Origin of the sequence: Luteimonas rhizosphaerae (genome assembly GCF_002849595.1) — a bacterium.
Lineage (GTDB): Bacteria > Pseudomonadota > Gammaproteobacteria > Xanthomonadales > Xanthomonadaceae > Luteimonas > Luteimonas cellulosilyticus.
Genome location: NZ_NRQR01000013.1, coordinates 161,846 through 174,666 on the forward strand (window position 1 = coordinate 161,846; position 12,821 = coordinate 174,666).

Here is a 12,821-nt window from a genome sequence, read left to right on the forward strand (position 1 = left end):
CGGGCCTGGCACCGTGCGCGGCTGCACAAGCGCAATCCCCGCTCTGCACGCCTCCCCTGAGGCGCAGCGCCATCCTCAGCGCCGCCGCCCCGGCCGCGTCAGGCCCTGCGCGGCCAGCATCGCATCGAGCCGCTGCCGCACCTCGGCCTGCTCCGCGTCCGTCCGGGCGCGCACGAGGATCTGCCGCGACAACGCCTCGAACTGCGGCCAGAACGCATCGGGCTTCCGCAACTTTTCCTGCCACATCGGCACCATGCCGGCGAGCGCATCGAGCGCGCTCTCAAGCTCGATGCGCAGCGCCATCAGTCGCGCGGCCCTTGCGCGTCACGCGGCCACTGCAGCACGACCTCGTGGATCGCATCCGCGGTGTGCAGGGCGATGTCCAGGCCGTCCTGCAGCACACCGTCCAGCATCAGCCGCGCCGGCCCCGTGTCGAAGCAGGTGATCTGGATCCGGTACACCGCCGCGCCATGCCGCAGCTGCATCCGGTAACCCGGCCACGATGCGGGCACGCAGGGCGTGATCCGCAGACGGTCGCCATGGCGATGCAGGCCGAGCAGGGATTCGCTGAGCAGCCGGTACATCCAGCCCGCCGACCCCGTGTACCAGGTCCAGCCGCCGCGCCCGACATGCGGCGCGACACCGTAGACATCGGCCGCCATGACGTAGGGCTCGACCTTGTAGACGGCCGCGCCCGCGGCGTCTTCCGCGTGGTGCACCGGATTGATCATGCGCGCGAGTTCCCATGCGCGTTCGCGATCGCCGAGCGTAGCGAACGCCATCGCCGACCACACCGCCGCATGCGTGTACTGGCCGCCATTCTCGCGCACGCCCGGCACGTAGCCGCGGATGTAGCCGGGGTCGTGCGCGGTCTTGTCGAACGGCGGGTCCAGCAGCTGGATCAGCCCGGCATCGCGTTTGACCAGGTGCGTATCCAGCGCCGCCATCGCCTGTCCGGCGCGCTCGGGATCGGCCGCGCCCGACAGCACCGACCAGCTCTGCGAGATCGAATCGATCCGGCATTCGTCGCTGGTGTGCGAGCCGATCGGCGTGCCGTCGTCGAACCACGCGCGCCGGTACCAGCCGCCGTCCCAGGCATGCGCTTCGAGGTTGCCCTGCAGCTGCGCCGCGGCGTCGCGACAGACCACGGCGAACGCGTGGTCGAAGCGCTGCAACGCGTCGTAGAGGAAGAAGCCCAGCCACACGCTCTCGCCGCGGCCGCCCTCGCCGACCCGGTTCATGCCGTCGTTCCAGTCGCCGGTGCCGATCAGCGGCAGGCCGCGTTCGCCTAGCAGGCTCATGCCCCGCTGCAGGGCCAGCACGCAATGGTCGTAGAACGGCTGGACCCGGCCGGACGCGACCGGCAGGTCGTAGTAGGACTCTTCGTCGGCATTGACCAGGCGGCCTTCGATGAAGCCCACGCGCTCGTCGAGCACGCTGGTGTCGCCGGTGACGTCGAGATAGCGGCACGCGGCCACGGGCAACCACAGGTAATCGTCGGAACAGCGCGTGCGCACGCCGCGGTCCGCCGGCGGATGCCACCAGTGCAGCACATCGCCCTGCGGGAACTGGTGCGCCGCGCTCAGCAGCAGATGCGCGCGGGTCAGCGCCGGCGCCGCGTGCACGGTAGCCATCGTGTCCTGCAGCTGGTCGCGGAACCCGAACGCGCCGCCCGACTGGTAATAGCCGCTGCGCGCGACATAGCGGCAGGCCAGCGTCTGGTACAGCAGCCAGCCGTTGACCAGCAGATCGGTGCCCGGTTCCGGCGTCTCCACCCGCACCGCGCCGAGCGTCTGCAGCCAGTGCAGGCGCACGCCGTCGAGGGCGTCGTGGGCCGGCATCGTGCCGCGCACGCGCGCGGCGAGATCGAGCGCAGTACCGAAGTCCTCGCCGATGCCGAGCCGGAACACGGTCTCGGTCGCCTGCCCCGGCCCCAGATCCACCTGCACCTGGATCGCCGTGCAGGGATCGAGGCCCGCGCCGATCCGCCCGGACAGGCCCTCGCGGCGCAGCGCATCCGGCGCGCGCAGGCTGCCGTTGCGGCCGAGGAACTCGGTGCGGTCGCCGGTGAACGTGCGGCGGTCGCCATCGACGTCGAAGAACGCGACGCGCCCGCCGAACTCGGTGTTGTAGGGATTGCGAGCGGTCAGCATGCCGGTCGCCGGGTCCTGCTCGGTGACGACGTGCATCTGCGATTTCAGCCGGATGTCGCCGAGAATCCATTCGACGTACCCGGTCGCCGACAGGCGGCGTGGCCGGCCCGACAGGTTGCGCAGCTTCAGCACCGAGAATTTCACCGCCTCGTGCAAGCCCACGTAGACCCAGAGTTCGCTGGCGATGCCGTCCTCGACGTGCTCGTAGACGCTGTAGCCGAATCCGTGGCGGGTGCGATACGCCCCACGGCCGCGCAGCGGCAGCGGCATCGGCGACCAGACCTGGCCGGTCTCCTCGTCGCGCAGGTAGAAGGCCTCGCCGCCGGTGTCGGACACCGGATCGTTGTGCCACGGCGTCAACCGGAACTCGTGCGCATTCTCGAACCAGGTGTAGCCCGGTCCGCTTTCGCTGACGACGGTGCCGAGCTTCGGGTTGGCCATGACGTTCGACCAGGGCGCAGGCGTCGTCGCCGCGTCGTCGAGCACGATGACGTACTCGCGGCCGTCGGCCGCGAACGCGCCGAGGCCATTGTCGAAGTGCAGCGCGTCGGCCACCGCTTCGAACGGCCACGGGTCCTCGTCGTGCGACAGCGTCTGCGGCGGCGGCAGGCCGTACAGGCCACTGCGTTCGGCCGGGCCTTCGCGCTCCACATCGGCATCGAACGCCGCCGCGCCCGTCTCCACCGGCACCAGCAACGGCAGCGCCCGCTCGGGCACGACGTGACGCCCGACCTGCGACGCCAGCGTGCCGTGCTGGTCGCCGACGATGACGCGCGCCACGGACTGGATCAGGATGCGGTCCTCCTGCGAGATCTGGTGCGCGGGCCGCACGAAGATGCCACCCGGGCGATCGAGCACATTGCCTTCCGGTCCGGCCGAGACCAGGCCGAGGATCTGTTCCTGCAGCTGCTGCCGGTAGCCGGCCTGGTCCTCGTTCCAGATCACCAGGTCGACATGCAGGCCCTTGAGCCGCCAGTACGCATGCGCCTGCACCATCTGCCGCACCAGCTCGATGTTCTCGGCGTCCGCAATCTGTACCAGCACGATCGGCAGGTCCCCGGAAATCGAATGTCCCCACAGCCCCGACTGCCCGCGGCGGTTCTGCAGCAGCACGGCGCTGGTGGCGCGCAGGAACGGATGCGCGAACACCATGAGCCCGGCGATGCGCTCGTAGAGCTGCGCATCGGCCTGCGAGGCATTGATCTGCCGGCGCACGACCTGGCTGTGGGTCCAGGCGAGATCGAACACGCGGTCGGCGAGACGCCGGTCGCGGTACTTGTCGATCAGCCCCGCACAGGCGTCACGGTCATCGCCCACGCCGGTGACCAGATCGAGGATCGCCGTCTGCTCGGGGGCCAGCGTCATCCGCACGCGGATCGCGACGATCGGATCGAGCACCGAGCCCGCGGTATCCGACAGCGCGCCGGGCGCGGCCAGCGCCTGCGGCGTGCGCGGCGAGTTGCCGCGGCCGAGGAAACGCGCGCGGTCGGTCTCGTAGGAAATCTCGACGATGTCCGCATCGTGCGCGGCGACAAGATGGAACATCCACGGCGGCACTTCGTCGTGCGCGCGCGGTCGACGCGTGCACAGCAGCGCCTGCTTGTCACGGACGATCTCGGTCTGCACGAACAGGTTGCTGAAGGCCGGATGCAGCTCGTCGGCGATCGCCGGCGCCAGCACCACTTCGGCGTAGGTCGTGATCTCGATCGTGCGCGGACGCCGCGAGCGGTTGACCAGGCGCAGGCGGCGCAGCTCGATGTCGTCCTCGGCCGAGACCGCGATCTCCAGATGCGTCTCCAGCCCGCGATGGCGGCCGCGGAACTCGGCCTTGGCGTCGGAGAAGATCGCTTCGTAATGCTCCACCGGCACGCAGGTCGGCTGATGCGCCGCCGACCAGACATCGCCGTTCTGCACGTCCTGCAGGTAGCAGAAGCTGCCCCACTGGTCGCGTGTCCCATCCTCGCGCCAGCGCGTCACCGCCATGTCGTGGTGGCGGGTGTAGCCGCCGCCGGCATTGGTCAGCAGCGCGTGGAAGCGGCCGTTGGACAGCATCTGCACCGCGGGGCGCGATGTGTCGGCGGTGCGGAAGATACGCAACTGGGTCTCGTCGATCGCGCTCGCGGTGCGCACGCCGACCGATTCGACCTCGTGCGGGCGGAACACGCCGGTGCGCGGCAGGCGCTCCTGCAGCAGCAGCAGCGTGGCCTGGAACTCGGCATCGGCGGTGAAGCGCTTCTGCATCGGCTGCTCGCGCAGCAGATGGTCCAGCGCGAGGAAGCCCATGCCCTGGTGATGGGCCATGAACGAGCGGACGATCGCATGCGTCTGCCCGCGCGGCAGCCGCGAGGCGGTGTAGTCGATCGCCTCGTACAGGCCGAACCGTCCGGAGAATCCTTCGGCATCGAGCCGTTGCAGGTTCTGCGTCGCGGCTTCCGGCGCGACCATCAGCGCCATCATCGTCGCGTACGGCGCGATCACCAGATCCTCGCCGAGCCCGCGCTTGAGCCCCAGCCCCGGCACGCCGAACGCGCGGTACTGGTAGTTCATCCGCGCATCGACGGTGTTGTAGCCGGACTCCGAGATGCCCCAGGGCACGTCGTGCTGGCGCCCGTAGGCGATCTGCGCCTGCACCGCATGGCGCGAGGTCTGGTCGATCAGAGTGTCCGGATAGCTCGGCATCACCAGCTGCGGCATCAGGTACTCGAACATCGAGCCGCTCCACGACAGCAGCGTCGGGTCGCCGTCGACCTCGGTCAGCAGACGGCCGAGCGCGAACCAGGTGTCCTGCGGCAACTGGCCCTGGGCGATCGCGACGAAACTGCACAGCCGCGCTTCCGACGCGAGCAGGTCGTAATGGCCCTGATCGAGCCGGCGGTTGTCGACGTCGTAGCCGATCGACAGCAGGTGCCGCGCGCGGTCGTAGAGGAAGCCGTATTCCATCAGCGAGAACTGGCCCGCGACGTGCGCCAGGCGTTCCAGCTCGTGCACCTGGGCACAGGCCCACGTGCGCACGCCGGCATCGGTGCCCGGCGCACACAGCGCGCGCAGCGTCGGCATCGCGTCCGGTTCCGTGCCGTCGACCGGCCCCGATTCGCCGGGGACGGGCGCGGTCTGGCCCATGCCCGGCTGCAGCGCTGCGCGCGCATCGACGCAGGCCGCGTGCAGGCGCGCCACCCAGGCGCCGACATCGTCGTCGGCGGCTTCGGCTGTGCCTGCCGGTGGCGCGATCGCCAGCAGCGTCGCGGCGTGGGCCCGCAGGCCATCGAGCACGGCCAGCGCGCGGCGGCACGACACCGGTGGCAGCGTCAGCGCATCGTCGAGCTGGCTGCGGAACGCGTCCAGCGCCGGCTGCCAGCCGGCATCGGCGCGCGGCTGCGCTTCGCTGGCCAGGGTCAGCACGCCGAAGGTGTCGGCCAGGCCGGCGAAGGTCTGCGGCGCCAGGATCGGCGCGTCGATCAGGCCCAGCAGGCCCTGCCGCAATGTCAGCAGGTGGCCGGCGAGATTGCCGCTGTCGACGGTCGAGATGTAGCGCGGCGGCAGGGGCGCCAGGGTTTCGGTGTCGTACCAGTTGTAGAAATGGCCGCGGTGGCGCGGCAGCTGGTCCAGCGTCGCGAACACGCGCTGGGTACGCTGCATGACGGCAGCGGTCTGCAGGTAACCGAAGTCCCAGGCGCCGACGTTCGCCAGCAGCGACAGGCCGATGTTGGTCGGCGAGGTGCGGCGCGCGATGACCAGCGCCGGATGCTCCTGGATGTTGTCGGGCGGCAGCCAGTGGTCTTCTTCGCGGATGTTGACCTCGAAGAACGCCCAGGTGCGACGCGCCAGCCGGCCGAGGAACGCGCGGTCCGGCAGCGACAGTTGCGCACTGCGCTTCGGCGGCGGCTGGCCGAGCCAGGCCATCAGCAGCGGCGATGCGGCCCACAGCGCCAGCACCGGCGCGGCCACCCACAAGGCCTGCGGATTCAGGCGCCACAGCAGCGCGGCGACGACGATCGCGAGCAGCGGCGCCACCGACATCGTGCGCAGCTCCGCGGCGACGCCGCGTCCCAGGCTGCGTTCGACTTCGCTCGAGGGATTCCACTGCAGCAGATGGCGGCGGCTGACCAGCGAGCGCCACAAGGTCACGAGGATCGCCGACAGGCTGAACATCGCCTCGTACGGCAGGCAGGCCAGGTTCACCGCGGCGCGGACCAGGCCGCGGCCGGTGGCATCGCCGACCTGCAGCAGGTGCGTATCGAGCCGCATGTCCGCGGGCTTCGACAGCAGGTCGCGCAACGCGGGCACCAGCACCGGCGCAAAGAACACGGTCGACAGCCACAGTGTCCACGCCAGCGGCGAGTCCAGCATCACCCAGCCGAACACCAGCAGCGCGAGCGTCGAGGCCGGCACCAGGCTGCGGCGCAGGTTGTCGAGCAGCTTGCCGCGCGACAGCCACGACAGCGGATTGCGCGCCAGTCCCGCCTGCGCGGTCGGCACCCACGGCAGCACCCACGGCAGCAGCTGCCAGTCCCCGCGGATCCAGCGGTGCCGGCGTTTGACGTCGGCCGCGTAGCGCGAGGGATAGTCCTCGTACAGGCGCACGTCGCTGACCAGACCGGCGCGCGCATAGCAGCCCTCGAGCAGGTCGTGGCTGAGGATGCGGTTGTCGGGGAAGCGGCCGTGCAGGGCCTGCTCGAACGCATCGACGTCGTAGATGCCCTTGCCGACGAACGAGCCTTCGCCGAAGAGATCCTGATAGACGTCCGACACGGTGCGCGTGTAGGGATCGATGCCCGGCTCGCTGCCGTACATGCGCGCGTAGCGGCTGATCCGCCGCCCGCTGAAACTGCTGCCGACGCTGGGCTGCAGGATGCCGTAGCCACGGGTCACGCGCTGGCGGCCGGGATCGAAGACCGCCCGGTTCAGGGGATGCGACAGCGTGCCGGCGAACTCGCGCGCCGCGTCGCGCGGCAGCCGCGTGTCGGAGTCGAGGGTGATGACGTAGCGCACGTTCTCGAGCACCGCGACCCGCCCGACGACCTGCTGGAACGCCGCGGCGCCACCGCCGCGCAGCATCGCGTTCAAGGCCGCCAGCTTGCCGCGCTTGCGCTCCTCGCCGATCCAGCGGCCTTCGCTGGGATTCCAGTGCCGCGGTCGGTGGAACAGGAAGAAGCGCTCGCCGCCCGGCGCCGGACTATCGGCGAGATAGCGCTGGTTGAGCTCGTCGATGCGCGCCGCGGCGTGTGCCAGCGTCGGTGCATCACCGGGCAGAACTTCCTGGTCGGCGTCGAGATAGTCGCTGAGCAGGGCGAAGTGCAGATGCGGATCGCGGTTCGCGAGGAAACGCACTTCCAGCCCTTCGACCAGCACATCGACGGCGGCGATGTCGCCGAACATGCAGGGCACGACGACGAGCGTGCGCGAACCCACCGGGATGCCGTGCGAGAAATCCAGCCGCGGCAGCGGCTTCGGCGCGACGACGACCGTCGCCAGCCAGTTGGTCAGGGCGATGCCCAGTTCGCTGAAGACCAGCACGCCCAGGGCGGCCAGCAGCCACACCGGCGCCCAGCCGACGTCGCGCGCTCCGGTCTGTCCCAGCAGCCCGCTGGTCGCGAGGGCGACGACGACCGCGATCAGGCCCAGATAGACCGGTAGCGGCACGGTCCGCGGCGCGCGGCGGGCGCTGACGCGCCGCTTTCCGGCGCCTGCCAGGGCCGCCATCGTCTGGTCGAGCCCGTCGTCGACGAGGTAGTAGCCGACGTGCGCCTCGATCGCATCCGCGGGCTGCGCCTGCGCGAGACGCAGCGTCGCCTCGGCGACCGCGACTTCGCCGACGCCGGTGCGCCGGGCGATCTTCTCCACCGCGTGGCGGTAATGGTCGCGGGTACTGAAATCCATCAGGCTGTAGGTCGCGCCCGGATCCTCGCGCAGCACCGCGTCGACGAGGCTCATCGTCTCGACGTACTCGCGCCAGTCCATGTGCGCGAGGAAGCGCAGGCTGCCGATGCTGTTGCCGATCGAGACCTGGTCGGCCGCCTGCTGCTGGCTCTCCGCGTGCACCAGCGCCTCGATGCGCAGGCCGGTATCGGTCAGCCACTGCTCGATCCACGTCAACGGCAGCGACAGCAGTGCGCCCCGCCCCTGCAGGCCGCGGGTCAGTTCCGCGACGAAGGCGCCGGTGGCCGGCGGCGCGCTGCGCGCCATGTCGGCGACGACCAGCACGATGTCCTTGGGCGCTTCGACCGCAGTGACGTTGAGGCGCTCGGCCCAGCGCCGCGCATCGCGGTGGTCCTGGCCGTCGCGCATCACCCGCACGGCCATGCGCCGCAGGTTCTCGATGACCGCGAGCCGCAGCATGATCGGGATCGCCCACAGCTCGCCGAGCGCCAAGGGCGTGACCGCCTGGTAGGCGGCGACGAAGCGGCTCAGCGTGGTCGCATCGACCTGGCCGTCGCCGTGCGCGACCGCTTCCATCGCCAGGTCGTAGACCCGCGGCAGGCCCGCCGAAGCGCCCTGCGCCAGCGTCGGCAGTTCGCGGCTGTAGCCCTTGGGCAGATGCCGCCGCGCCAGCCGCACCTGTTCTTCGATCAGGTGGTAGTTGTCGAGCAGCCACTCGCCGGCCGGCGTGATACGGATGTCGTCGCGCACCATCCGCGCCAGGAAGGTGCGGGCGTCCTCGAGCAGGGCCGCGTTCTCGCTGAGGCGCAGCAGCAGGCGGTCGGGCGACGGCCCCGTCCGGATGCGATGGGTCAGTGCCAACGCGCGGCCGTGCAGCTCCATCTGCTCGGCGCTGAAGAGCTGGGCGCGAAGCGGCGCTTCGACGTCGAGCGCCGCGGGGCTGACCTCGTGCCGGGAGCGTGCGAAACGGCTGCGCAGACGCAACCAGCGGCGGTACAGCGTCGAGGCAGCGGTCATTGCGGAACCCGTCAGGCCGACGGCCCGGAGGGCGCCATCATTGCACCCGCTCGGCGTACCGGCGTGACGATCACGGCCCCGCGCCTCGACGTCCCCGCGCAATACGCGGCTCGCTGTTCCGGGCCGCATGCCGCGGGTTTCGTCCTCCCGAAGCGATGCGCAGAACCCGTGTGCCGCGCGCACGACGGGATGCATCCGCCGACGCCGGATCCCCGCCGCTGCCGGCGCCTCGCCCACGTGTCGCCAGGGACACGCGACCACGACAGCGGTCCACGAAGAAACGTATGCGGCGTGCCGCATTCGCGAGATCTGTCTGGGAATCAGCGCGGGGTCGATGCCCACCCGTGCTGCGTCTTCGAATCCACCGAAAGCCTGTCGTATCAAGGCTTTGAGGTGGTGGGCGGTACAGGGTTCGAACCTGTGACCCCTACCATGTCAAGGTAGTGCTCTACCGCTGAGCTAACCGCCCGAAGGGTGCGCATCATACACCGGATTCGCGCGTTGGCGACAACTGGCGTCCAACATTTTCAACATATCCGTTGACCGCCCGGCTCGGGCCTCGGCGGCCGTGGCATTCCGTGCGCCGCGGGCGATGGCATCGCCGGCACCGGCGCGCGGGATGCGCGAAGACCGCGGACACGGGCGCCGGCCTGCGCGCCGGCCCGTCACCGGACCAGGCTGGCCTCCTTGATCTGCCGGATCTGGTCGCGGATGCGGCCCGCATCTTCGAACTCCAGGTCGCGCGCGTGCTGGTACATCTGCTGCTCCAGCGTCTTCAGGCGCGCCGCCAGCTTCTCGGGCGGCAAGGCGGCGTAATCCTCGACCGGCTCGGCGACCTTGCGGCCCTTGCCGCGTCCTTTCTTCTCCAGCGCGGGTTCGGCGCGCGCGCCTTCCATGATGTCGACGATCGCGCGTGCGACCGACTTCGGCGTGATGCCGTGCTCGGTGTTGTACTCGACCTGCTTGGCCCTGCGTCGGTCGGTCTCGTCGAGCGCCATCTGCATCGAATTGGTGATCCGGTCGGCATAGAGGATCGCCTTGCCGCGCAGGTTGCGCGCCGCGCGACCGATGGTCTGGATCAGCGAGCCGCCCGAGCGCAGGAAGCCTTCCTTGTCGGCGTCGAGAATCGCCACCAGCGAGACCTCCGGCATATCGAGGCCTTCACGCAGCAGGTTGATGCCGACCAGCACGTCGAACTTGCCCAGGCGCAGGTCGCGGATGATTTCCACGCGCTCGACGGTGTCGATGTCCGAATGGAGGTAACGCACCTTGATGTCGTGCTCGCCGAGATATTCGGTCAGGTTCTCGGCCATGCGCTTGGTCAGCACGGTGATCAGCACGCGATCGCCCATCGCGACGCGCTCGTTGATCTCGCCGAGCACGTCGTCGACCTGGGTCGCGACGGGGCGGATCTCGACGGTCGGGTCGATGAGTCCCGTCGGCCGCACCACCAGCTCGGCGATCTGCCCTTCCGACTTCTCCAGCTCGTACTTGCCCGGCGTCGCCGACACGAAGATCGCGCGCGGCGCGCGGCCTTCCCACTCCTCGAACTTCAGCGGACGGTTGTCCATCGCGGACGGCAGCCGGAAGCCGAAATTGACCAGTGTCTCCTTGCGCGCTCGGTCGCCCTTGTACATCGCGCCGATCTGCGGAACGGTCACGTGGGACTCGTCGACGACCAGCAGGGCATCCGGCGGCAGGTAGTCGAACAGGCACGGTGGCGCCTCGCCCGGCATGCGCCCGGTGAGATGCCGCGAATAATTCTCCACGCCGTTGCAGTAGCCCACCTCGGCCATCATCTCGAGATCGAACTGGGTGCGCTGCTGCAGCCGCTGCGCTTCCACCAGCTTGTTCTCGGCGTAGAACTGCTCCAGCCGCGGTGGCAGCTCGGCCTTGATCGCGTTGATCGCCTCGTGCGTCGTGCGGCGCGTGGTGACGTAGTGCGACTTCGGATAGATCGTGTAGCGCGGCAGCGTGCGCTTGGTCTCGCCGGTCAGCGGATCGAACTGGGTGATGCGCTCGATCTCGCCGTCGAACAGCTCGATGCGCAGCGCGTCCATCTCCGATTCCGCCGGGTGGATGTCGATGACCTCGCCGCGCACGCGATACGTACCGCGCCGCAGTTCCGTATCGTTGCGGCTGTACTGCATCTCGGTCAGACGGCGGATCAGCTCGCGCTGGTCGATGCGCTCGCCGCGGACCATGTGCAGCACCATGCGGAAGTATTCGTTCGGATCGCCGAGGCCGTAGATCGCCGAGACCGAGCACACCACGATCGCGTCGCGCCGCTCGAGCAGCGCCTTGGTCGCCGACAGCCGCATCTGCTCGATGTGCTCGTTCACCGAGCTGTCCTTCTCGATGTACGTGTCCGACGACGGCACGTAGGCCTCGGGCTGGTAGTAGTCGTAATAGCTGACGAAGTACTCGACCGCGTTGTGCGGGAAGAACGACTTGAATTCGCCGTAGAGCTGCGCGGCCAGCGTCTTGTTCGGGGCCATCACCAGCGTCGGCTTCTGAACCTGCTGGATCACGTTGGCGATCGTGTAGGTCTTGCCCGAGCCGGTGACGCCGAGCAGGGTCTGGTGCGCCAGGCCGGCCTCGAAGCCGCCGACAAGCTGCTCGATCGCCCGCGGCTGGTCGCCCGCCGGCTCGTAGGGCGCGACAAGCTGGAACGCGGCGGGGTGGATGACGTCGTTCATGGGCGGCACGGGTCTCGGGGGAGCCGGAAACATGGGGATGGATGCGGGCGCCGGCAAGGCGAAGCGCGTCCGGTTCAGGTCCGGTGCGCATCCGGGCCCGACGATAGCAGCCGGTAAATTCCGACCCGGTGATGCGTCCCTCACGCAGGGATCGGCCCGGCATGGCCACGCAGACTGCAGACTCCCGAACGGCAGGACGCCGTCATGTGGCAGATGCAGGGACGCCGACCCCACCCAGGATTCACCCTCGTCGAGAGCCTGATCGTGCTCGCGATCACGGCGCTGCTGCTCACGGTCGCCTATCCCTCGTTCCAGGGCACCGTCGCGCGCCTCCGCACCCAGACCGCGATGCATCTGGTCAGCGCCGACCTCGCGATGGCGCGCAATACCGCCATCATGCGCCGGGCCGAGGTGGTGGTCTGTCCGCGGACGGACACCAACCGCTGCCGCGACGATGTCGACTGGGGCAACGGCTGGATCGTCTTCGCCGATGCCGACCGCAACCGCCAACCGGACCTCCCCGAAGACCTGCTGCGCGTCGCCGACGCGCCTGCCGCGGCCGGGGGCGCGTTGCGGCTGGCCGCGACCCGCAAGTTCATCCGCTACAAACGCGACGGCCGCGCCGCTGGCACCAACCTGACGGTGCGCGTCTGCACTGGCGACCAGCTGCGTGGCGAAGTCGCCGTCAACAATCTCGGCCGCGTGCGCAGCCGGCGCCATGAGGCGGGGTCGGCCTGCCCGATGTGAACGTCGTGGTGGCTGCCGGAAGGTCCGGAAACTTCCGCTGTTACGGCCAGCGGGCAAAAGCCAGTCCGCGCATGCGCGCAGGACGCGGCACGTCGATCGTTGGCACGAAGCGCCGCTGCTACGTCTGATGCCGCATACGTCGGCACGCAGACCGACGACGTCTGCAGAGACCGATGCACGACAAGATGCTTGACCCGCAGACGGAAGCCACTAAAATGGCCGTCCCCAGCCCGAATAGCTCAGCCGGTTAGAGCACTTGACTGTTAATCAGGGGGTCGTTGGTTCGAGTCCAACTTCGGGCGCCAGGATTCAAGAAAAAAGCCGCGGA

At 69.5% G+C, this 12,821-nt stretch carries 4 protein-coding genes and 2 tRNA genes; 2 read left to right on the forward strand and 4 right to left on the reverse strand.

Annotated features, from left to right (window positions below; all coding sequences use genetic code 11):
• Positions 1–75 precede the first annotated feature (75 nt).
• From CJ022_RS06615 to uvrB, 4 genes are all read right to left on the reverse strand, one after another.
• Positions 76–303, reverse strand: coding sequence for a hypothetical protein (locus tag CJ022_RS06615; RefSeq protein WP_101925869.1), 228 nt, complete (start codon positions 301–303; stop codon positions 76–78).
• Entirely contained in the window at positions 303–9,047 is an 8,745-nt protein-coding gene (locus CJ022_RS06620) for a GH36-type glycosyl hydrolase domain-containing protein (protein WP_425490798.1), read from the reverse strand. Before CJ022_RS06620 ends, CJ022_RS06615 begins: the two co-directional genes overlap by 1 nt.
• Before the next feature lie 394 nt (positions 9,048–9,441).
• Positions 9,442–9,516, reverse strand: a tRNA-Val gene (locus CJ022_RS06625).
• A 196-nt stretch (positions 9,517–9,712) separates the two neighbouring features.
• On the reverse strand, positions 9,713–11,746 hold the full coding sequence (uvrB, locus tag CJ022_RS06630) for an excinuclease ABC subunit UvrB (protein ID WP_101925870.1): 2,034 nt from the start codon (positions 11,744–11,746) through the stop codon (positions 9,713–9,715).
• Between the two features lie 204 nt (positions 11,747–11,950).
• Here uvrB and CJ022_RS06635 point away from each other — a divergent pair, with 204 nt between their 5' ends.
• Together CJ022_RS06635 and CJ022_RS06640 are read left to right on the forward strand one after the other, a co-directional pair.
• Positions 11,951–12,493, forward strand: coding sequence for a GspH/FimT family pseudopilin (locus CJ022_RS06635; RefSeq protein WP_101925981.1), 543 nt, complete (start codon positions 11,951–11,953; stop codon positions 12,491–12,493).
• Between the two features lie 228 nt (positions 12,494–12,721).
• Positions 12,722–12,798: transfer RNA gene (locus CJ022_RS06640), tRNA-Asn, on the forward strand.
• Positions 12,799–12,821: the final 23 nt, after the last annotated feature.

Bases quoted from the DNA above. Each gene is read 5' to 3' on its own strand.
- CJ022_RS06615 (WP_101925869.1), bottom strand. From the start codon at position 303: ATGGCGCTGCGCATCGAGCTTGAGAGCGCGCTCGATGCGCTCGCCGGC.
- CJ022_RS06620 (WP_425490798.1), bottom strand. From the start codon at position 9,047: ATGACCGCTGCCTCGACGCTGTACCGCCGCTGGTTGCGTCTGCGCAGC.
- uvrB (WP_101925870.1), bottom strand. From the start codon at position 11,746: ATGAACGACGTCATCCACCCCGCCGCGTTCCAGCTTGTCGCGCCCTAC.
- CJ022_RS06635 (WP_101925981.1), top strand. From the start codon at position 11,951: ATGTGGCAGATGCAGGGACGCCGACCCCACCCAGGATTCACCCTCGTC.